Origin of the sequence: Acidiluteibacter ferrifornacis (assembly GCF_009909615.1) — a bacterium.
Classification (GTDB): domain Bacteria; phylum Bacteroidota; class Bacteroidia; order Flavobacteriales_E; family Vicingaceae; genus Acidiluteibacter; species Acidiluteibacter ferrifornacis.
Map to the genome: position 1 here is coordinate 132892 of NZ_WWNE01000006.1, position 22345 is coordinate 155236.

Genomic DNA, 22345 nt, shown 5'->3' on the forward strand with positions numbered 1-22345 from the left:
TAAAAACTACAGAAAACAGCCACAAGATAAGTAAATTTAAAATAAACTTCCTATTCTTTGAACTATTTTACTCTTTAAAATTTTAGACAGTTAAAACAAGTAAAACGCTGCTTTGTTCACTCATTTTTCTTAACACCATATAGCAAATTGATGGAAAGACTCAGAAAAAATTGTTGATTCTCTGAGTAAGCCATAATAGGAATTTTTCTTGCAAAGACATCAGCCGCCAATCCCACCTCAATGGCTTTCAAAACATCCTTATCATTGGCATACTCGAAGTTTAAACCCAATTTAGCATGTATACCTGGCTCCAACTTCAATTTATCAATTCCTTGCAAAAAGGAGGCTCTACCATATATATTACTTTGATCATAGATTTCTTTTGTAGCTCTTTCGGTTGAAAAATCATCATAAGGAACACTTCCACCTCTATTCCCGGAATTAATTCCTAATATTAAATATACAGGTTTTAAAAAGGCTATGGTAGGACCAACCAATGCGGTATAATTTATTGATACACCACTAAGGCTTTGCTTAGAATACAAAGACTTATGATAGCCAATGGATGGACGCAGGAATGCTAAATTATTTAATTTGCCAAACACGTATCCTTTTGCATCCTCATAATAATAATGGTAAACTTTTACCTCTCTGTGATTTTTCCAACTCACAAAATCTACTTGATAAAGCCTCTGTGTAAAACCCGTTAAAAATTTACCATATCTAAAATTAGCTCCAAAACCATTTGTATGAATAATTACCCCACCTGCAATTTCAGTATTATACTTAACAACCGTCTCCTCAAAAATAGTTTCTTGGGCTAGTAGTGTATCTAGGTTGATTAGAATAAAAAAAATAATGATGGCTTTTTTCATAATTCAGAACAAAAATAACAATTAAATGAATAATTTCCTGAGCAGCACGCATAATAGCCAAAACACCCTCTGACTTCTATCTGGTATACTACTTTTAATAACAAATAATCATTAGCTCAGTTTGCTTAATTGCAAAACACTATTAAAATTAAATCTCCGTTGATTATTTTAACTTAATCAGTCACCACATAAAAGGCGCGCAATTATTAAAAAAAAGAAGGCTTTTATGGATTGTAAGAAAGATACGAAAAAGAGAATTTCAAACTTGAAGTTTATTTCAAAACCAGTTCATTTAAGATAGTTTGCGGAGATATTGAATTATGTGATGCAGTATAAACTGCCTCTCCATTTTTAACTACTATAATTTGTGGGCTTTCATGGACTACTGAAAACTCTTCAGCTATTTGATTTGAAATGGAACGGTGCTGAATTAAATCTAGATAAAAAATCTGACTAATAGGAATTTCAGAAAGCCAATTTCTTTCTAGTCTACTTTTAGCCATCGAACTGATGGAACACCTAGTACTGTGCTTAAAGATTAAGAATAGATTCCCAGAAGTATCATTTTTGATCGAAGTTATGGCTTCAGGAGAGTCTATTACAGTCCAGTCCATTATTAGGATGGCGAATTTGATTTAGAAATCTCAACTTTACTGTAGGCAGCACATTTATGAGATGACTTACATGAAAATAAAACTACCGCTAAAACAATAAAAGAAAATACTAAAGCTAACTTTTTCATATTTGAAATATTTGCAAATTATTTTACAAATGTATGAATTTGGATACTAACAATATTAATTATTTGTTATTTTATAAACATACTTAACAACACAATTGGATTTTTATGCGGCTAAAAGAAAAAGAGTGGAAAAAATGGCTTAATGTGGAATTTGAAAAAGAATACTACTTATCATTAAGTCAATTTTTAGAACAAGAATACTCTAACAAAACTATTTATCCCCCAAGAGAAAAAATTTTTGCAGCTTTAGATAATACTCCTCCAGATGAAATAAAAGTAGTAATCATTGGTCAGGACCCATACCATCAGAAGAATCAAGCAAATGGACTAGCATTTAGTGTGGAAAATGACGTACCATTACCTCCGAGTTTAAAAAACATTTTTCAAGAGCTCAAAATGGATGTTGGGGTTATTAATTACAAATCAGACCTTTTAAGTTGGGCTAAACAAGGGGTATTATTATTAAATACCGTCTTAACTGTTGAAGAGGGAAAAGCAGATGCGCATAAAAACAAAGGTTGGGAAAAATTCACCGATGCCATTATTAAACAGATAAGTGAAAATAGAAAGGGCATTATTTTTCTGCTTTGGGGGAGCAAGGCCATCAAGAAAAAAAACTTAATCGATTCGGATGTGCATTACATTTTGGAGGCTCCTCATCCTTCACCACTATCATCTTATCGTGGTTTCTTCGGATGCAAGCATTTCTCAAAGTCAAATAATATTTTGAAAAAAATGGGAAAAAAGCCCATAAATTGGCAAACCTAAATTGAACCATAATTTGAAACAATTTTTTTTCTTCCTCTTTCTGGCTTTTTCTTCCACCTCTATTGGTCAGAAAGTATCGATTCAATTTATAAGCACTGTCGATATTGATGAGCGCATACAGCTTCCAAAAGTTGCTAAAGACTCTATTGGAGTGCTAAAAATTAGCCAACAACTAATCGATCAATACAGAGAAAATTCTTACTTAACAGCATCAATTGATAGTATAATTTTTAGAACCAAAGACAATGCTATCGTTTTCTTTTATGTTGGTGACCAATTCAATTGGAGCCAATTAGGCAAAGGAAACATTAGTGATGAAGCATTAAGTAAGGTTAACTTTCGTGAAAATATTTATTTTAACCGACCATTCAGAGGCAACGAAACCAGCTTATTTCTGGAAGGCTTACTTGAGTATTATGAAAACAATGGATACCCCTTTGCACAAGTCAATCTTATTGTTAAAGAAATAGAAGAAGAAGGACTAATCGCGGACCTAAATGTCATGAAAGGCCCCGAATACAAAATTGATAGCATTATTATTAATGGTGATTCCAAGGTTGGTGAACGATATTTATACAATTACATCGGCTTGAAGCCAGGAGGCCTATACAATGAATCTTTAATCAATGATATAGGTAACCGACTGGATGAAATCCCATTTTTGAGTCAAACCCAGCCGTATGAAGTACAGTTTTTTGAAGATCAATCAAAGGTAATTCTTTACTTAAAAAAGAAACCCGCGAGTAGGTTTGATGGAATCCTTGGGGTATTGACTAACGAAGAGACAGGAAAAATAGACCTCACAGGGAATATCGAATTAAACCTTAAAAATGCAATTGGAAAAGGTGAAGCATTTGATTTAGAATGGAGAAAATTAATTGGAGAAACCCAAAATTTAAAAATCCATTTGAATTATCCATTTTTATTCAACACACCTTTCGGGATAGACGCAGGTTTTGAACTATATAAAAGAGACACTTTGTTTCTTGACGTCTCCTTTAAACTTGGTTTACAATATGTTTTCAAAGGATATGATTATTTACAGGTCTTCCTAAAAAACAACTCCTCTAGACGATTGGGATCAACTTCAACCTCCTCTACCCCAATACTTGATTTACCACCTTATGCGGATTACCAATCCGTATTATATGGGATTGAATACAACAAAGAAAAATTAAATTATAGGTACAATCCTCAAAAAGGTTATCAATTAAATATCAATACGTCGACAGGGAAAAAAAACATTCAACCGATTGTTTCCTTACAAGAAAGTAATCCGGCAGTTTACGCTGACATTCCTTTAAAAAGCAATCTATTTCAAGGGAAAGTAGAAGCTAGCTATTATATACCAATAGCAAAAAGAAGTGTCATCAAATTAAGAAACCAAATGGCTTTTTTATACAATGAAGCTCTATTTGATAACGAACTTTTTCGAATTGGAGGTATTAAAACCATACGTGGCTTTGATGAAGAGTCTATATTTGCCTCAAGTTATATTATTGGAACCCTAGAATATCGCTTTATTCTTGACAAGAATTCAAGTATATATGCTTTTTCTGATGGAGGATATTATGAAAAAACTAATTCTACTATTAATGACACGCCAATTGGATTTGGAGTAGGTATGAACTTTCAAACAGGAGCAGGAATTTTTTCGATTAATTATGCAGTGGGTAAACAATTTGACAATCCTATCGACTTTAGAGCCTCTAAAATACATTTCGGTTTTGTTAATTTTTTCTAATCCAATTACATTTGTTTAAAAACTCAGTATTTGAAACCAACACATTACATAATAATTTTAATTCTAGCATTTTTTGTTTTCAGCTCTCCATTGAATGCGGGTGGCATAGCTTCTTTTATTGATGATTACATCAACATTAAATACCAACAATCCTTTGACTCTTATATCTTTGTATCTATCAAACGTCAAAAACTTTTCTACATTAAAAATGGAAATGTAGAAAAAGTATTTCTCATTTCTACGGCAAAAAAGGGTATTGGTCAAGAAATTCATAGTCAGCAAACCCCAGAAGGGCTGCATGTAATCAAACATATGATAGGCCAAAATCTTCCTAAAAATGCGATATTTAAAGAACGTGTTTTTAATGGAGAAATAGCTGAAATCTATACCGACAAAACAGATATTAATGAAGACTTTGTAACAAGCAGAATCATGTGGTTAGAAGGTCAGGAAGAAGGAATAAACAAAGGAGGTAACGTGGACTCATATAAAAGGTATATATACATTCATGGTACTCCCGAAGAAGGGTTAATTGGAAAGCCAGCTAGCCATGGTTGTGTAAGAATGAAAAACAAGGAAGTCATAGAATTATTTGACTTGGTTCAAGTTAACACCCCGGTTTTAATCTTAAATTACTAATCGTATTCTGATGGAAGTTTTTATATTCTCTATCATATCTGTTTTTATGGGAATAGCTTTAGGCATTTTAATTGTTAAAAAGCTAATGCCCATTGCTGAAAAAAGTGAAGCCTATTTACGATTAGAGACGGAATACAAATCATTATCCAAACAATTCCAAGAACTGAAATCAGAACGAGATCAGTTAAAAAATGAAAATATTGAACTGATTACCATCAAAAGCACTTTGCATGAACAAAACCGACAACTCACTAACAACCAAGAAAAACAAAAAGAAGAATTAGAGAAAATAAGCACTCGATTTCATAATGAATTTGAATTGCTAGCAAATAAAATTCTATCAAAAAACACTAAAGAATTTTCTGAGACCCATCATTTAAAATTGGCTGAAATATTAAATCCTCTTCAAACAAAAATTAAGAATTTTGAAGAATCCATTGAGAAGAAGTATATAGATGATACAAAGGAAAGAGCAGGACTTAAACAAGAGTTAAAGCAGCTACTTTTATTGAATGAAACATTAAGGGACGAAGCAAATAATTTAACAAATGCACTTAAGGGTGAATCAAAAACTCAAGGAAATTGGGGAGAACTAGTCTTAGAAAGAATTTTAGAGAACTCAGGACTTCAAAAAGGAGAAGAATACGACACTCAATTTAGTGGTAAAAGTGAGGAAGGAAGGCGCCTTCAACCCGATATAATCATTAGACTCCCGGAAAACAAACATTTGATCATCGACTCGAAGGTTTCACTTACAGCCTACGAACGTTTTTCGAATTCAACTGATATACTAATAAAGGCTAACGAGTTAAAATCTCATATTGGTTCTATAAAAACACACATCAAACAACTTTCTGAAAAACACTACCAAAATCTGAACCATATAAATACTCCTGATTTTGTAATGCTATTCATTCCCATAGAAAGTTCGTTCGGCATTGCCATTCGAGAAGACAAAGAATTATTTCAATATGCGTGGGACAAAAAAATTGTTATTGTTTCTCCCTCTACACTATTGGCCACCCTTAGAACTATTGCTTCTGTTTGGAAATATGAAAAGCAGAATAACAATGCAATGGAAATTGCCAAAAAAGCCGGCCAATTATATGACAAATTTGTAGGCTTTCTAGATGATTTAGAAAAGCTAGGAAGGAATATGGATCAATCTAAATCGAACTATGATCAATTGATGAATAAAATTAGCTTAGGAAATGGTAATTTAGTCAAACGAACCCAAGAGCTAAAGAAGCTAGGAATAAAACCTTCGAAAGAAATTCCCAAAAACTTTTTAGAAACCAATGAAGACTAACAATCAACTACTTTCTCTACTTCTATTAGCTGTTGTTACATGGAGTTGTAGTTCCTCGCAGAATACATCCAATGTTAATTTTGCATATATGTATGACCCTGACCCAGCCATAATACGACCCAATTTCAAAATTTTCCATTTAAATGAAAAAGAATCTAACTTTTACTTTGGAATAGAATCTTCAGAAATACTATACAGCAAAATTGAAAAAGATACCCTTTCTGAGGCCAATTTAAAAATCAGGTATAAGCTGTTTGAGCAATCAGACCTTTCTACCATTTTAGACAGCACGACATATTATATGAAAGATACAGTCTCCAAAAAAATTGAAAAAACACTGTATGGAAATTTCACTATCCCCGTCGATGCCAATAAAAAGTATTTCCTAGAAATACGAATACGTGATGTAAATCGAGATTTGAATACCATAGAGTTTTTCTCCTTTGTAAAATATCAACAAGTAGACGAGGGGAATTTTATGCTAATAGACTCTAATAATCTTCCTATTCTAAATAGTATCGTTTATCCTAATCAACAGGTTAAAATTGTAAAAAGTCCATGGATATCAAATGGAGAATATAAAATAGAACAATACATCCAACCTTTTGATTTACCACCTCCACCATTTGCAGATAAAGGGTTGTCATACGCTCTACCTAATTCATCTGATTATATACAATCCATCTTTTTAAAAGACACAACGACATATAGTTTTAACAGCAAAGGACTATATACTATTCATGGTGATAGTTTAAATCAGTTGTACAGCATTTTATGCATGCATGAAGGATTCCCTCAATTAAAAAGAGTTGAATATTTAATTGAGCCTACCCGATATATCTCTACCCAAACAGAATTTGATAAAATAAAAGAAGCAGTAGATAAAAAAGATGCGGTTGACAACTTTTGGCTATCAATATCTAACGATTTCAATAGAGCAAAACAGATTTTGGGAGAATATTACAAGCGTGTTGAAAGTGCCAATCGATATTTTACAGATGTTCAAGATGGATGGCGTACTGATAGAGGTTTAATCTATCTTATTTATGGCACTCCCTCGACAATATACAAAGGATACAATTACGAAAACTGGGTATATGGAGAAGAAACAAATATGCTATCATTAACTTTTAAATTTAGAAGATTAAATAGCCCATTATCCAAAAATACATACATTTTAGAACGGAGTCAAAGCTTCAAAAGCGCCTGGTATAGAGCCGTTGACAATTGGAGACAAGGACGAGTATATTAATATCATGAGAGATAACGAAAAGAAGAAACCTAACGAACTATTTTTTGGTATTCGGGCAGTAATTGAAGCCATTAGAGCAGGCAAGGATGTTGAAAAAGTATTGGTTCAACAAGATTTAAGAGGTCCACTATTAACCGAATTAAGGAAGACCATCAAGCAATATGGTATTCCTAGTCAAAATGTGCCTGAAAATCGATTAAAATACATTGATGGTAATCATCAGGGAGTAATAGCTTACTTATCTCCGATTGAATTTTATGATATTGATGATTTATTAGCCAGCATTTACGAAAAAGGAGAAAACCCATTCTTACTGATCGCTGATCGAATAAATGATGTGAGAAATTTTGGAGCAATATGTCGGTCAGCTGAATGTGCAGGAGTACATGCTATAATAATTCCTGCTAAAGGTTCAGCAGAAATAACCGCAGATGCAGTCAAAACCTCAGCAGGTGCACTGATGCGAATTCCCGTCTGTCGTGTTAAAAGCCTTCCTGCTCTAGCCGAGAACCTAAAGAACTCAGGAATTCAATTAATAAGCTGTACAGAAAAAACAGATCAATTGATGACTACGGCCAATCTAAAAGGACCAATGGCTATAATTGTAGGGAATGAAGAAGTAGGCATCTCTTCCACTCTTTTGAACTTATCAGATCAACGTGTGAAGATTCCATTGAAAGGTGAGATTGGTTCACTGAATGTATCTGTAGCAGCAGGAATTATTATATTTGAAGCTTTGCGTCAAAGAGATGTATGACAATAAATGAAAAATCAAGAGTTCAATTTTTTCTATGGGCAATCCTGCTAATTGGTATTGCTCTTAGATTTTATCAATTAGACGATTGGAGCCTCACCAATGATGAGCTTAGTGCAATATTTCGCACTAAATATGACTCCGTATTTGATTTATTAAAAAGCTACCTCTCCCAACCAGATGGACATCCCCCTTTGGTTCAACTTTTTATATACTATTGGACCACTATTATTGGACCCAACCAAACCTTACTTAGGCTTCCATTTATCATTTTGGGAATAGTCTGTATTCCGTTAAGCTATAGGGTATTCCGAATGTGGTTTTCTGATATCACTGCTGTATATGTTGCCGCAGGAATCGGCTTATTGCAATATCCAATTTTATACTCTCAGTTAGCAAGACCATATAGTATAGGACTACTTTTCATGCTTTTATATACCTATTATTGGACAAAACTAGTATTTCTAAATCGCTATAACCTAAAAACTTATATTCTATATATTATTATCGGAATATGTTCACTATACATTCATTACTTCTTAACGCTAAACATTCTTATTCTTGGAGTTCTAGGTTTCTTTTTAATTAAAAAATACCGTAGAAAAACATACCTTATTTTAAATGCCATCGTTGGATTAGCATTCTTACCCTATATCAAAATTTTTCTAATACAATTGAGTGTTGGTGGAGTGGGCAATTGGCTTCCAAAGCCTGAGAATGACTTTTTTCTTACCTACTTGTATTATTGCTTCAATAGCAATTGGGTTATCATTGTCTTTCTTCTGGCAATGATACTCTCGGGTATCCTATCATTTCAAAATAAGTTCAATAAAAACAATTGGATATTATTGGCTCTAATTTTTCTACCATATATCATTGGACATCTATACTCCGCCAAAATCAACCCAGTAATTCAATATTCCACTTTATTGTTTAGTTTCCCTTTTTTATTAGCCTTTATATTCTCATTCATCGAAGACAAAACTTTCAAGGGACTCTATGGAATCACTTTAATTGTATTTATAGGGTTGACTACACTTACATCGTTCAAAACTTGGGAGCAATATCATCTTCACCCTTTTGGTGATTTCAAAGGTGCTGCTAACCATCTTCACAATTGGGCGCAAGAATTGCCGAATGAAAAAACAGACTTATTGATAAATACTACTCATTTAAATTATTACAAGTATTATTTAGATCAATTAGATTGCCGGCATACCTTCCTAAAGACTTCTGTCACCTCAGAAAAAGATTTAGGAGAGTTAAGTAAATACTTCTCTAAACAAAAAAAAGAACATCTAATTTTCTCTTGGTCTGCTGCAAACAACTACTACGAATTGAAGGAACTCATCCGTTATTATTTTCCAAAAATTCATCGTTTAAAAGGCAATTATAATTATGAAGTTATTCATTTTGTTAAGGGAGAGCCACAACCTAAAACAGTGGATTATGAAATTGGGTTTGAGTCTCCTTCTAACTTTTGGAACTTCGATCCGAATAGCTTAGATTCTTCAGAATTTCGATCAAGCAAACATGCTCTTTTAGTCAATGTAAAGCAAGAATATCCGGTATCCCTTAAAGATATAGAATCTGAAAATTTTCACCCTAAAGAAGCCAATGTAATTACATTTCTTGTACACTTTAAATCCAATCAACCTGTAGAACCCATCTTGGCAATTTCTGTTGATAATGAATTAGGTAATCAATTATGGAGAGGAATTTCATTAAAAGAATTCAATAATGTAGGTGAATGGTCTGTAGGATTAGTTTCTATTTATTTAGAACAACCAATGGCGCCAAATGATAAAATAAAGGCTTATGTTTGGAACAAGAATAAAGAAACTTTTTGGCTGGACGACCTCTCATTTTATGCACATACTGACAGCAAATATTATCTAAAAAAATAGCCCTTGCTTTATTATTTCCTTAAATATACGATGCGGTTTTCGTTGTTCGTTTTTTACAAACGAATCATTAGAAACGGATTTGAAAATATCCCCAATAATCAGCCGAGTATCTTTGCTTGCACTCATCCAAACTCGTTTTTAGATGCCATTATCATTGGTGCTTATAGTCCAAGAAAACTCTACTTTTTAGCCCGTTCAGATGTATTTAACACTCCTTTTAAAATGTGGTTGTTGTCTAAAATGAATCTAATTCCAATTTATCGATTACAAGAAGGAAGTGAAAATCTTCATAAAAACGAAGACACATTCGCTAAATGTTTTGAGATTATGAAAAAAGGCGGATCTATACTTATTTTCTCAGAAGGAATCAGTATTACCGACAAAATAGTGCGACCGCTAAAAAAAGGAACAGCTCGAATTGCTTTTGGTGCCGAATCATACAATAACTTCTCTTTGGATCTGCAGATTATTCCAATGAGTTTAAATTATACTTATCCCTCTAAATTTCGAACTGAAGTAATTATAGGTGTTCAGCCACCAATTGCGCTTAAAAATTATAAAGCAATATATGAAGCCTCTCAGGTAAAAGCCATTCGTCAATTCAATAGTGAGCTATTTGAAGGCATAAAAGCAGCTAGTATTATCGTTGAGCCGGATAAAGAGAAGATCTATGAAATCATTGCCCCTCTATTTAGAACCCAACTCGTCGATCAATCAAAAAGACTTGAAGAAGAACAAAATTGGTCTGAACTGGCGGATTTAGAAAAAACTATCCAAATCGCAAAAAGCTATAAATACAGCAAAAATGAAGAAATCTCTGAAGCGGCAATAGAATATGGACAACCAAATCTTTTATTTTTGGGTCTCATTCAATTGCTATACGGATTAACCTACGTAGTAGGATTTTTACCAAATGCTATTCCTTTTGTGATCGCACAGAAGGTAACTGATAAAAAGGTGCGATTGATTGAGTTTTACGCATCAGTAAGATTATGCCTATCAGTAATACTCTATTTAGTTTACCTTCCATTAGTAAGTTACCTGCTCGGCTCTCTACTGAACCTCAACTTGATAATGGTTTCCGGCCTACTAATCCTGACAGGGTTGGGATATGTAATTGTGAGGGATCATTACAGATTAATAAAACAAGCTACTCTATTTTACTCTTCTGAAAAGCTAGATAAAGTGATTGATTTAAGAAATCAATTATTAGCTATTAGGAATAAAGTGATTTAATCTTTAACTCGATTAAATCGCAACGCTTTAATCATCCACGTTGGTAAACTTTTCTCAGGATTTCGATTTTTTAGGTTCAAATACCAACCCATCTTTTTCATAATTGGAATTTTGTGAGTTTCCACAAATTCAATAAGTGTACCATCTGGATCAGCAATATACGAAAAGTGACCTGCAGCTTCTCCCATATCAAAACTGTTCTGACTATCTACAGTAAATGGAAAACCTTTACTTTCACATTCATTTCTCAATGAATCCATATGTTTAATATCAAAACAAATGTGAATAAAACCTAGGTCTCCCCAGAATCTATTTTTATAAATTTGAGCCCCCTTTTCGTCAATCAACTCAACTAATTCTATAGTAGTCGGTCCTAACAACTTACTGAAACTACCTTTTCGCATAGAGGCATGCTTCAACTTTATTCTTCTTGCCTTCCTTGCTCCACCACTTAGGCTATTAAAGTCTTCAAAAACACCTGTCTCATCATAAACCACTTCATCATATTCTAAAATATCTCGATAAACCTTCAATGAGTCTTCAATATTTGAAACACCAATTATAGCTCCACTTGCACCACCTGTTGCATAATTATTTCGATCAAACCAACCGTCAGCTTCTTCCATCTGGAAAATATTTCCATATAAATCCTTTACGAAAAAGTGCTTCTTCCCTGCAGGATCTTTCATGACTTCTGAGAGCACCTCCAATTGATCTTTTTTATATCTCTTATGCAAGGCATCCACATTAACCACTTTCATTTTTGCAGCATAAATTCCATGATCTCCAAATTTGATTTCAAAATTTGCTGGTTCAGGCATGCGAGAAGTAAACTGCCAAATTTCAAAGCCACCACCACCTTGCATATTTATTGCAAGCACAGCGTTTCGTTTATGCACTTCATTACCAGTATAATTGATCATCAACTTTGCTTCCGCTTCTTCTTGAAAAATAGGCACATCCATCCCAAAATTTTTGCGATACCATGCCCAGGCTTGGTGCACATTTGGTACTCCAATTCCGATCTGCTGAATTCCGCTAATAATTTTACTCTTTCCTTCCAAAATGATATGAATTAAACTGGTTTTATATTTTTTGCAATTTTAAAGAAAATTGACGGGGTATACCGTCGAATTGCTAAAAGTAATAGTTCTCTCTTTCCAACAAAAATTTCTATTCGCTTTTTTTCTAACCCCCTTACAATTTTTTTTGCACAGTCAGATACGTCCATGCCGTTTTGTAATCCTTCATCCATTTTCTGATGAGAATTTCCACTTCCATCTATAGCATGCTTGGATATTTCTGTTTGAATTCTACCCGGATAAACAATACTTACGTCTATTCCATTATTATTTTCCTCCAGATAAAGGGTTTCCAAATATCCCTTTAAGGCATGCTTTGATGCAGAGTATGAAGAACGAAGTGGAAACCCAAACTTACCCACTATACTGCTAACACCCACAATATGTCCTTTTTGGCGTTTAATCATCCCAGGTAATACTAATCCAGTTAATTCTACAGCACCTAAATAATTTACTTGCATCAATTGTTGATGCACAGGAAGAATTGTATCACGAACTAACCCTCTTTGGCTCATTCCTCCATTATTTATTAAAACATCTACTTCAATAGCCTTCGATTCTATCGTTTGAAATGCGTGTTGTATACTTTCTGAATTTGCTAAATCTAATACCTGCACGAGCACTTCAACTCCATGACGTTCGCATTCATGGGCTACAACATTTAGTTCCTTTTCCTTACGAGAAGATATAATTAAATTGCTCCCCTTCTTGGCGAATTCCAACGTCAGCGCTCTTCCGATGCCGGAGGAAGCTCCCGTAATCCATATCCATTTATTTCTAAACGTTTGACGACTCATGAGCAATATTTGATAGTTTTGTAGATTATATTCAACTTCTAAGGTATTTTTTATAAGTTTCCACCATCTTATCCTGAGAAACTCCTGCAAAAAACATCATAAATACGACAAAGTTGATCAAATTGACGCGAAAGTAACTGTTTTTATCGTATTTCCTTGTTGAAATCAAACAGCTGTTTGACATGATTTTTAATTTCCCTGTTTTCTGAGCCCGCTGAAGCCATTCATACTCTTCCATTATCTGCATAGACTCATCATACCCTTTGGTTTTCTTAAAAAAATCAGTCATTACAAAAAGTGACTGGTCTCCTCCTCTGCACATGATAAAATTAAACCTCGTGAAAAAAGCATTCATTCTCATTCTCCAATTTGGTTGATCAAAACGACTCTGATAACAGCCGAATTGAAACCCTTCCTTGATCGAGTTCTCAATATCCTCTATATAGCAAGAAGGAGGTAAAGTATCTGCATGCACAAAATAAAGCACATCCCCAGATGCCCAACTTACCCCTTCATTCATTTGAATAGCTCTCGAAGATTTCATTATTTTTTTAACAATGGCACCCTTTAACTTAGCCTGAGCAACAGTATCATCTGTGCTACCACCATCAACTACAATAACTTCTTGTAACCTTTCATCTCTATGCATAAAAAGGTATTCCACTAAATTTCCGATCCTCGCTCCCTCGTTTAATGTCGGTATTATGACACTCAATTTCATTCCAATTCTATTTACAATTCATATACATACCTTTGATAAAGGAATAACATCCTTATCTAAACGATCTACGTAGTTATTCAAACGAAAGTAGACAAATATTAAAATTCATACAATGAGGCTCAAAATAACCTTAATTTCTTTATTATCGATATTAATCTCATGTCATTCAGAGATAAATGCAAAGAATAATAAGCGAGACATAGATGTTGATTTAAATACAGAAATTAATTACATCGAACTATCAGCCAAGCTGTTAGAAAACTTAATCCAAAACAACGAAACGACAAGTATTCAAGCTCAATTGGCTACAGTAACTGTAGAAGATTTATCTAATCAATTGACCAATGACACTAAAAAAAAGGTGTTTTGGATAAATGTATATAATGCTCACATTCAGATAATTTTAAAAGAAAACCCTAATTTATATGAAGATAGAGGAGCCTTTTTTAAAAAGAAACAAATTACAATAGCTGGAGAAATTCTTAGTTTTGATGATATTGAACATGGGATTATAAGAAGTTCAACCATTAAACTGTCCTGGGGACTTTTAAAAAATCCATTTGTAGGTCAATATGAACGTACTTTCCGAACCAATGAAACCGATCCTAGGATACATTTTGCACTCAACTGCGGTGCTAAAAGCTGCCCTTTGGTTGCAGTTTATCAAGTTGATAACTTTGAAGATAAAATAGATGCAGTCGCTAAAAAATTCCTCTTGAAAGAAACTTCCTATAAAGATGACTTGAATCAAGTATTGGTCACGCCATTGTTTAGTTGGTTTAGAGGTGACTTCGGAGGTAAGAGCGGGGTAATCCAATTCCTAAAGAGTTATTCCCTTATACCATCGGAATCCAACCCTGAATTAGTATTTTTAGATTATGATTGGACGTTAAGTTTAGGAAATTATTATGCTGAATAAAGTTGCTTTGTTAATTTTAGGTATTATGTCATTTTTAAATTCTTTTTCACAAGTAGAAAGCACGTCTTACAGTCTAATGCTGAAGGCTCTAATTAAGGAAAGTATACCAATAGTTGCAGTAGCAGATTTGGATCAAAAGCAAATTCAATCAACTACGTTTATTGATTCTAGAGAGAAAGTAGAGTTCGATGTTTCTCATATCAAAGGTGCCACATGGGTAGGATATGATGATTTTGACATGGCAAAAATGGACGACATTAGTAAAAATGAACCAATTATAATATACTGCTCTGTTGGTTACCGCAGCGAAAAAATCGGCGAAAAACTGCTCCAAGCTGGCTACACGAATGTATCTAACCTGTATGGCGGAATATTTGAATGGGTAAATCAAGGAAAGCCTATAGTCGATTTAAGTGGAGATCCTACCACAAAGATTCATGGATATAGCAAAACATGGGGGATTTGGCTATCCAAGGGAGAAAAGGTGTACTAAAACCTAGAAAAAGATTCTTCGAAAATTCATAAGATAGTTCTATAAGTCATTCAACTTACCTTTTAATTTACCTAAAAAGAAGTAATTTTAGGCAACTGTAGTTCCATTTTTTATAACAACTCTCTCATTATGATAAAGAAAACGCTTTTATCAGCTCTCTCAATGCTGATAATTTACACTATTTCTGCCCAAGAATTTGTAAAAATGATGCAGGAAGAATCTAGAAATTTTTATGAGATTCAATCCGCATTCGAATCTTTCTATGAAGGTAAGCCCTATGAAAAAGGGAAAGGCTATAAACAGTTCAAACGATGGGAATGGTTTATGGAGCAAAGAGTGCATCCTACTGGAGAGCGCTTTTCATCCACTGCTGCTTGGAATAATTTCATGAGTTACAAAAAGGAACATCAAGCTGCTTTTACTGCTGAGAAATCTGCAGGATGGGTTGCTTTAGGCTTAAATGATTTTATTAATCTCAGCTATAGTCCAGGACAAGGAAGAGTAAATGTAATTGCTGTAGATCCCTTCAATCCAAATATAATTTATGTAGGTGTACCTGCTGGAGGACTTTGGAAAAGTATAGATGGAGGAAACACTTGGAATGTCCTAACCGATCATTTGCCCGTTTTAGGTGTATCAGGTATAGGAATCGATCCAAACAATTCCAATATCATCTACATTGCAACTGGAGATGGAGATGGTAGCGACACTTATAGTATTGGTGTTTTAAAGTCTACCGATGGAGGAAGTACTTTTGCACCCACAGGAATGGTGCACACCATTTCTCAAAGTATACGCCCGACAAAAATTTTAATGCACCCAACCAATTCGAAAAAACATTGGGTAAGTTCTAGTAATGGATTGTTTATTACAGAAGACGCAGGAGCGAGTTACACAAGGGTTCAAACAGGATTTATCCGAGATATAGAAATGCACCCTACCGATACCAACATCATTTATGCCTGTAGCAATGAATTTTTTAAGTCCACAAATGGTGGGTTTAACTTCACCAAGATTACGATGGGTCTTCCTTCTGCTGCCGCAGTCAACAGAATGTCTATAGCGGTTTCTATCGATAATCCTTCTTTAGTTTATGGGCTATATGGTGATGCTTCAGATGCTTCTTATTATGGTTTATATCGATCATCCGATTTAGGAACGTCGTTTACTCAAATGAGTAATTCACCCAATATTTTGAGCAGTTCCAATGATGGAATGGGCTCTGGTGGTCAAAGCTGGTATGACCTAGCACTTGCTGTTTCTCCAGACAATGCTAATGAGGTATTTGTTGGCGGAGTTAATGTTTGGAAATCTTTAGATTCTGGACGCACATTCAACATCATCGCTCACTGGGCATTACCTAACAATATTGGATATACGCATGCTGATATCCATACATTAGATTTCTACAACGGTAAATTATACTGCGGTTCTGATGGAGGAATTTATGAATCCATAGATAAAGGCGCTACATGGGTTGATAAATCAAGAACATTAGAAATTTCTCAGTTTTATCGACTTGGAGGTTCTGAGATCGATCCCACCAAAATTGTAGGTGGAACTCAAGACAATGGTTGTTTTAGAGGTTCAACCCTATCCAAAACTTGGACACATGTATTTGGAGCTGACGGCATGGAGTGCGCCATTCACCCTACAAATTCCAATATTTTATTTACTTCCTCTCAAAATGGAGGCTTAAGAAGATCGACCGATAATGGAAATTCATTTACCGGAATAGCAGGAACCATTAGAAATTCAGAATCTGGGGCTTGGTTAACTCCCTATGCCTTGGATCCCAATAACAGCGATCGAATTGTAGCAGGATTTGAAAACATTTGGCTTTCAAACAATCTTGGAAGTAATTGGACCAAAATCTCAAATTTTCCCGGCGGGCCTACTTTCAGATCTATTGCTATTGCAAAGTCGAATAGTAATGTGATTTATGCAGGAACTCAAAACTCCATTTTTAGAACTACCAACTTAGGTAGTAATTGGACAGATGTTACTGGAAACTTATCTAATCAGTCCAAAACTTATATAGAAGTAGATCATCAAAATACCAACAATGTATGGGTGACGGTTTCAGGGTTTAACGCCTCTGAAAAAGTGTACTACTCAAATAGTGGTGGTAGCAACTGGTCAAACATCACCTATAATCTACCGAATCTGCCAGTCAATTGCATTGAACGAGATGAAAGAAATGGGGTTCTTTATGTAGGAACTGACGTTGGTGTATACTACTTAAAACCATACACTACTGAATGGCTACCATATATGACTGGGCTTCCAAATGTGATAGTGAATGAATTAGAAATGAATTATGCAACTAACAAACTCAGAGCTGCCACCTATGGTAGAGGGATTTGGGAGTCTGATCCATTTCAATATCCAACGAATCAACCGGTATCCAGGTTCAATTCTACAAAGCGAATTAATTGTCCAAATGTAGTAGTTCAGTTTAATGACCAATCGGTGAATACTGTTACCAGCTATCAATGGCAATTTCCCGGTGGAACGCCGTCCACTTCTACCGCTGCAAATCCAACTGTAACTTACGCCAATACAGGAAGCTATGATGTTACTTTGATTGTAAGTGATGGCACCAATAGCGACACCTCTAAAGCAATAAATTACATTGAAATACAGACTCCAAACTTGGAGCAATCCCCATTTTCAGAAGATTTCGAATTGGTTACTTTTCCGAGAAATCCTTCGCCAAAATTTACAATAATTAATGAAGATGGAGATAATTCATGGGAGCACGGATTCAATATTCCCGCACTAACTTACACCTTAAGTATCAATAATTTCACTACGACTTCTGCTGGCAAAAAGGACATTTTAGAATTCCCTGCAATCAATTTAGATACGATAAGCTATCCAGTTTTATTTTTAGATCGAGCCTACAGCAGTAGAACAATGACTGATTCTGATACACTGAACTTCTACTATAGTATCGATTGTGGAAACACGAAAGTGAAGTTTGCATCATTCTATGGTGCAGCATTGAGAACAGTTACTCCAACACAATCCGAATACTCCCCAGGTAGCAGTTCGGATTTTCAGACTTTATATGCACATATATATGGAGCAGAAAACCAACCGATAGTTAATTTATACTTAGAGAATGTATCAGGATTTGGAAATAAACTTTTCATAGATAACATTTTAGTCAAAGCTGTGATATCAGACATTTCAGAGATTAACTCTACCGGTCAATCATTTAGTGTTTATCCTAATCCTACTACAGCAGAAATTCAAATCAATTGGAAAGATTATTCCGAAACTCCGACTATTGAAATATTTGATTACCAAGGAAAGCTTGTGAAAACGATAAAGTCAAACAAACTTACGGGCAACGTCCAATATAACTTTGATGGACTAAGTAAAGGTCTGTATTTAGTAAAATTATCTACCTCTACAAGTGAAAAAACATCTAGAGTAATTTTAAAATAATCCATAAGTATTTTAAACCGCTTGAAGAATGAGCCAACCGTTCGTCTTCAAGCGTTTTTTTTATCACACTTATTGGTGTAATTTAGTCGATCGAAAAATTAATTATTTATAAATAGAAAGTACAATGAAGAAGATTGCATTAGTTTTTATTGCAGCATTGTTTTTACTAGGAGTTCCTAAAGTAAAAGCAGATGAGGGGATGTGGTTGCCGATGTTTGTCAAGCGACTGAATTATGTAGACATGCAAAAACAAGGTTTACAATTAACTCCAGAAGAAATTTACAGTGTAAATAACTCAAGTTTAAAGGATGCAATTGTGCGTTTAGGTGGAGGTTTTTGTACAGGAGAAATCATCTCTGACAAAGGTTTGATGTTGACCAATCACCACTGTGGTTTTGGTGTTATTCAGGAAAATAGTACCAAAGAAAACAATTACCTGAGAGATGGTTTTTGGGCAAAAGAAAATAAGGATGAAATTCCTGCTGGTTTCAGCGTGTCATTCCTCGTAAAAATGGACGATGTTACTAAAGACATTATTCCATTCTTAGGTGTTGAACTAACTGAAGCACAAAGAACAGCTAAGGCGGATTCTATCATCAAGGTTCTTGAAGAAAAAGCTGGAACTGACAATGAATATGATATTCAAATTAAAAGTTTTTACAATGGCAATGAATACTACCTATTTGTATATGAGACTTTTGGTGATGTTAGATTTGTAGGTGCTCCTCCATCATCTATTGGAAAATATGGTGGTGATACAGATAACTGGATGTGGCCTCGTCATACTGGAGACTTTACTCTTTTTAGAGTTTATGCAGATGCAGACAATAAACCGACTAAAGAGTATAAAGAGGACAATAGGCCTTATACTCCTAAACATTCATTACCTGTAAACATCGCGGATAGAAGAGCTGGAGATTATTCTATGATTTTTGGATACCCAGGAAGTACTGATCGTTACTTAAGTTCTTACGGAGTTGAAATGGCTGTAAATATTCAGCAACCTTCTATCGTAAAGCTAAGAAGACAAGTATTAGATATATACGAAGCTGAAATGGCAAAAGATGAGCAAACATACATCAACTATGCTGATAAGCAAGCTTCTGTAGCAAACTATTGGAAATATTTCCAAGGCCAGACTGCTGGTTTGAAAAGATTGAAAATCTACGATAAGAAAAAAGCAGAAGAAGATGCATTTGAAGCTTGGATTGCTAAGGATTCTAAAAAGGCAGAGGAATATAAAAATGTTATCAGCAACTATGATCAAGGTTACCAAGAACTTTCAAAAATCATTTTGAAAAGCACCTACGATATTGAAGCGATATACAGAATCGAAGCAGTTTCTTTCGCATGGAGAAGTAGAGGTTTATTAGGAGCCCTTTCTAGTGATGACGAAGAGAAGAAAGCGAAAGCTGTTGAATCTTTTAAAGCCACTGCGGAAAAGCAATTCAAAGAATATTCTTACGCTATCGATAAGCAGGTCTTTGCAGCTATGGTAAAAGCTTATGCTACTGATATTCCTGCAGATCAGCAGCCAAAAATGTTCAAAGACTTAGTTGCAAAGTTCAAAGGTGACTATGCGAAGATGGCAGATAAAATCTATAGTAAGTCTATCTATACTTCTAAAGAAAGAATGATGAAGTTTTTGGACAAACCTAAAGCTTCCACTATCGAAAAAGATCCATTGTATCAATTGGCTAAAACAATCATCTTAGAAGATTATGTTCAGACTTTAGGAGCTCAGAAAAAAGAGATCAACGAAAAGTTAGACAATGCAGGTCGTTTATATTTGAAAGGAATTCGTGAAATGAATCCAAACCATGCATATGCACCTGATGCGAACAGCACTATGCGTGTAACTTATGGTTCTGTGAAAGATTATTACCCAAGAGATGCTGTATACTATAACTATTATACGACAATCGAAGGTATCATGGAGAAAGAAGATCCAAAGAATCCTGAGTTTGTTGTTCCAGCTAAATTGAAGGAACTGTACAAAGCAAAAGACTATGGTCAATATGCTAACAGTAAAGGTGAAATGATCGTTAACTTTATTTCTAACAATGACATTACTGGTGGTAACTCAGGTTCTCCGGTAATCAACGGTAGAGGTGAATTAATAGGTACTGCATTTGATGGAAACTGGGAAGCAATGAGTGGTGATATCGCATTTGAAACAGAATTACAGCGTACTATTTCTGTAGACATTAGATACACTTTATTCATTATCGACAAGTATGCAGGAGCGAAACACTTAATTGATGAAATGAAAATCATCAGAGAATTAAGCCCTAATACTACTGTTGAAGTTCCTGTTAAGGAAGAAGTAAAAGAAGAAAAAGCTAAAGAGACTAAGAAAAAATAGTCGTAACAGCATATAACTAGAAACGCCCATTTCGATAATCGAAATGGGCGTTTTTATTTGAATAAAATCAAAATTCTAGAAATTGCGATACTTCGATGTTTCCTCAAAGATGTATTCCATTATCGATTTATCAGCTTCAGTAAATGGGATATTTCTACGCTCCATCATTTTCTCTGCTACCTCAAATGCCTTATTGGTTCGGAAGGTAATCCATTTGTCAGCTCCACCCCAAGCATAAGATGGAATGAAATTTCTTGGAAATCCACCTCCATAAATATTTGCACTCACTCCTACCACTGTGGCGGTATTAAACATAGTATTGATTCCACTTTTAGAATGATCACCCATCATTAATCCACAAAACTGTAAACCCGTATTTTTAAAGCCTCCTTTGGCATAATTCCAAATCTTTACCTCAGCGTAATTATTCTTCAGGTTTGAAACATTGGTGTCTGCACCTAAGTTGCACCATTCACCCAACACGGAATTTCCCAAAAAACCATCATGACCTTTATTTGAATAACCAAACATTACTGAATTACTTACCTCTCCTCCTGCTCTGCATTGAGGTCCAATAGTGGTGGCTCCATAAATTTTGGAAGCCATTTTTAGTTGAGCTCCTTCACACAAAGCCAATGCCCCTCGAACAACTGAGCCTTCCATTATTTCTGCATTCTTCCCAATGTATATTGGACCGGTTGTCGAATTCAAAATTGCTCCTTGCACCTTTGCGCCTTCTTCAATAAACAACTCTTGTCCAATATGTGTGTTTGTGTCTCCCAAAGGTTGAGAAGTCCTACCATCCGTCAATAATTCAAAGTCTCGTTTAATGGCGACATCATTCTTTGAAAAAATATCCCACACTTCATTGATTGAAATAATCTCCAAATCACAATTCACTTGATGAAAACCATGCACATCAAATGCACCTAACTCTACTTTTTGGGAAGACCTGAACGCAATTATTTTTTCTTCATTCTGATGGTACAGCATTTCTCCTTCCTCCAAATCTTCAATGCAATGAAGCAACTCTGAAGAAGGGAAAACTCCACCATTAATGTAACAATTGTCTGTTTCGTATTGCACCTTATACTTTACTTGCAAATAATCTGATGTCAAGAAAGAAATGTCTCCATTGAGATAATGTGCCCACTTTTCGGTAATGGTTAGAATTCCACACCTGATTTCTGAAACAGGTCGTGTATATGTAAAAGGGAGTAAATCAATCCTTCTATCATCGAATAAAATATAATTCATCGGTATTTTATTTATCGTTAAACTGAAGG

The 22345-nt window shown here is 34.6% G+C and carries 18 protein-coding genes; 12 read left to right on the plus strand and 6 right to left on the minus strand.

Annotation, left to right across the window (positions count from 1 at the left end; all coding sequences use genetic code 11):
- Positions 1 to 116 precede the first annotated feature (116 nt).
- A complete protein-coding gene (locus GQN54_RS07125) occupies positions 117 to 875 on the minus strand; it encodes a hypothetical protein (protein WP_160632845.1) in 759 nt (252 codons plus the stop codon).
- A gap of 272 nt (positions 876 to 1147) precedes the next feature.
- Entirely contained in the window at positions 1148 to 1489 is a 342-nt protein-coding gene (ytxJ, locus tag GQN54_RS07130; protein ID WP_160632846.1) for a bacillithiol system redox-active protein YtxJ, read from the minus strand.
- 233 nt (positions 1490 to 1722) lie between these two features.
- Between ytxJ and ung the strand changes: the two genes are divergently transcribed.
- From ung to GQN54_RS07170, 8 genes are read left to right on the plus strand one after another with little or no spacing between them, the layout of a single operon-like run.
- Positions 1723 to 2385 carry a uracil-DNA glycosylase gene (gene ung, locus GQN54_RS07135; RefSeq protein WP_160632847.1) on the plus strand — a complete coding sequence of 221 codons (663 nt, stop codon included), beginning with the start codon at positions 1723 to 1725 and terminating at the stop codon, positions 2383 to 2385.
- Between the two features lie 13 nt (positions 2386 to 2398).
- Positions 2399 to 4129, plus strand: coding sequence for a ShlB/FhaC/HecB family hemolysin secretion/activation protein (locus GQN54_RS07140; protein WP_160632848.1), 1731 nt, complete (start codon positions 2399 to 2401; stop codon positions 4127 to 4129).
- 30 nt (positions 4130 to 4159) lie between these two features.
- Entirely contained in the window at positions 4160 to 4768 is a 609-nt protein-coding gene (locus GQN54_RS07145) for a L,D-transpeptidase (protein WP_207554847.1), read from the plus strand.
- A 10-nt stretch (positions 4769 to 4778) separates the two neighbouring features.
- Positions 4779 to 6077, plus strand: a complete 1299-nt coding sequence (gene rmuC, locus GQN54_RS07150) for a DNA recombination protein RmuC (RefSeq protein WP_160632849.1) — start codon at positions 4779 to 4781, stop codon at positions 6075 to 6077.
- Complete coding sequence (locus GQN54_RS07155; RefSeq protein ID WP_160632850.1) at positions 6067 to 7329, plus strand: GWxTD domain-containing protein; 1263 nt, start codon at positions 6067 to 6069, stop codon at positions 7327 to 7329. Before rmuC ends, GQN54_RS07155 begins: the two co-directional genes overlap by 11 nt.
- Positions 7330 to 7333: 4 nt before the next feature.
- A complete protein-coding gene (rlmB, locus tag GQN54_RS07160) occupies positions 7334 to 8086 on the plus strand; it encodes a 23S rRNA (guanosine(2251)-2'-O)-methyltransferase RlmB (RefSeq protein WP_160632851.1) in 753 nt (250 codons plus the stop codon).
- On the plus strand, positions 8083 to 9990 hold the full coding sequence (locus GQN54_RS07165; RefSeq protein WP_160632852.1) for a glycosyltransferase family 39 protein: 1908 nt from the start codon (positions 8083 to 8085) through the stop codon (positions 9988 to 9990). The genes rlmB and GQN54_RS07165 overlap by 4 nt, the downstream gene beginning before the upstream one ends.
- Positions 9991 to 10020: 30 nt before the next feature.
- Positions 10021 to 11226, plus strand: a complete 1206-nt coding sequence (locus GQN54_RS07170) for a 1-acyl-sn-glycerol-3-phosphate acyltransferase (protein WP_160632853.1) — start codon at positions 10021 to 10023, stop codon at positions 11224 to 11226.
- On the opposite strand, the gene GQN54_RS07175 is transcribed toward GQN54_RS07170, so the two are convergent.
- Genes GQN54_RS07175 through GQN54_RS07185 form a run of 3 tightly spaced genes read right to left on the minus strand, consistent with a single transcriptional unit; the run spans position 11223 to position 13826 of the window.
- Complete coding sequence (locus GQN54_RS07175) at positions 11223 to 12290, minus strand: VOC family protein (protein ID WP_160632854.1); 1068 nt, start codon at positions 12288 to 12290, stop codon at positions 11223 to 11225. The two genes, GQN54_RS07170 and GQN54_RS07175, sit on opposite strands and share 4 nt — an antisense overlap.
- An 11-nt stretch (positions 12291 to 12301) precedes the next feature.
- Complete coding sequence (locus tag GQN54_RS07180; protein WP_160632855.1) at positions 12302 to 13105, minus strand: SDR family oxidoreductase; 804 nt, start codon at positions 13103 to 13105, stop codon at positions 12302 to 12304.
- A 31-nt stretch (positions 13106 to 13136) separates the two neighbouring features.
- Entirely contained in the window at positions 13137 to 13826 is a 690-nt protein-coding gene (locus GQN54_RS07185) for a TIGR04283 family arsenosugar biosynthesis glycosyltransferase (RefSeq protein ID WP_160632856.1), read from the minus strand.
- A gap of 112 nt (positions 13827 to 13938) precedes the next feature.
- Between GQN54_RS07185 and GQN54_RS07190 the strand changes: the two genes are divergently transcribed.
- The 4 genes from GQN54_RS07190 to GQN54_RS07205 all read left to right on the plus strand — a co-directional run bounded on the left by GQN54_RS07190 (position 13939) and on the right by GQN54_RS07205 (position 21059).
- Positions 13939 to 14745 carry a DUF547 domain-containing protein gene (locus GQN54_RS07190; RefSeq protein ID WP_160632857.1) on the plus strand — a complete coding sequence of 269 codons (807 nt, stop codon included), beginning with the start codon at positions 13939 to 13941 and terminating at the stop codon, positions 14743 to 14745.
- A gap of 25 nt (positions 14746 to 14770) precedes the next feature.
- Positions 14771 to 15238, plus strand: a complete 468-nt coding sequence (locus GQN54_RS07195; protein ID WP_235933001.1) for a rhodanese-like domain-containing protein — start codon at positions 14771 to 14773, stop codon at positions 15236 to 15238.
- 129 nt (positions 15239 to 15367) lie between these two features.
- Positions 15368 to 18694 (plus strand): VPS10 domain-containing protein, encoded by a 3327-nt coding sequence (locus GQN54_RS07200; RefSeq protein ID WP_160632858.1) that lies wholly within the window; start codon positions 15368 to 15370, stop codon positions 18692 to 18694.
- Between the two features lie 124 nt (positions 18695 to 18818).
- Positions 18819 to 21059 (plus strand): S46 family peptidase, encoded by a 2241-nt coding sequence (locus GQN54_RS07205; RefSeq protein ID WP_160632859.1) that lies wholly within the window; start codon positions 18819 to 18821, stop codon positions 21057 to 21059.
- A gap of 75 nt (positions 21060 to 21134) precedes the next feature.
- Here the strand turns inward: GQN54_RS07205 and GQN54_RS07210 are convergent, their stop codons facing one another.
- Positions 21135 to 22316, minus strand: coding sequence for a GlmU family protein (locus tag GQN54_RS07210; protein WP_160632860.1), 1182 nt, complete (start codon positions 22314 to 22316; stop codon positions 21135 to 21137).
- Between the last annotated feature and the right edge of the window lie 29 nt (positions 22317 to 22345).

Bases quoted from the DNA above. Each gene is read 5' to 3' on its own strand.
- GQN54_RS07125 (WP_160632845.1), bottom strand. From the start codon at position 875: ATGAAAAAAGCCATCATTATTTTTTTTATTCTAATCAACCTAGATACA.
- GQN54_RS07195 (WP_235933001.1), top strand. From the start codon at position 14,771: ATGTCATTTTTAAATTCTTTTTCACAAGTAGAAAGCACGTCTTACAGT.
- ung (WP_160632847.1), top strand. From the start codon at position 1,723: ATGCGGCTAAAAGAAAAAGAGTGGAAAAAATGGCTTAATGTGGAATTT.
- GQN54_RS07205 (WP_160632859.1), top strand. From the start codon at position 18,819: ATGAAGAAGATTGCATTAGTTTTTATTGCAGCATTGTTTTTACTAGGA.
- GQN54_RS07190 (WP_160632857.1), top strand. From the start codon at position 13,939: ATGAGGCTCAAAATAACCTTAATTTCTTTATTATCGATATTAATCTCA.
- rlmB (WP_160632851.1), top strand. From the start codon at position 7,334: ATGAGAGATAACGAAAAGAAGAAACCTAACGAACTATTTTTTGGTATT.
- GQN54_RS07180 (WP_160632855.1), bottom strand. From the start codon at position 13,105: ATGAGTCGTCAAACGTTTAGAAATAAATGGATATGGATTACGGGAGCT.
- GQN54_RS07200 (WP_160632858.1), top strand. From the start codon at position 15,368: ATGATAAAGAAAACGCTTTTATCAGCTCTCTCAATGCTGATAATTTAC.
- GQN54_RS07165 (WP_160632852.1), top strand. From the start codon at position 8,083: ATGACAATAAATGAAAAATCAAGAGTTCAATTTTTTCTATGGGCAATC.
- GQN54_RS07185 (WP_160632856.1), bottom strand. From the start codon at position 13,826: ATGAAATTGAGTGTCATAATACCGACATTAAACGAGGGAGCGAGGATC.
- rmuC (WP_160632849.1), top strand. From the start codon at position 4,779: ATGGAAGTTTTTATATTCTCTATCATATCTGTTTTTATGGGAATAGCT.
- GQN54_RS07170 (WP_160632853.1), top strand. From the start codon at position 10,021: ATGCGGTTTTCGTTGTTCGTTTTTTACAAACGAATCATTAGAAACGGA.
- GQN54_RS07210 (WP_160632860.1), bottom strand. From the start codon at position 22,316: ATGAATTATATTTTATTCGATGATAGAAGGATTGATTTACTCCCTTTT.
- GQN54_RS07155 (WP_160632850.1), top strand. From the start codon at position 6,067: ATGAAGACTAACAATCAACTACTTTCTCTACTTCTATTAGCTGTTGTT.
- ytxJ (WP_160632846.1), bottom strand. From the start codon at position 1,489: ATGGACTGGACTGTAATAGACTCTCCTGAAGCCATAACTTCGATCAAA.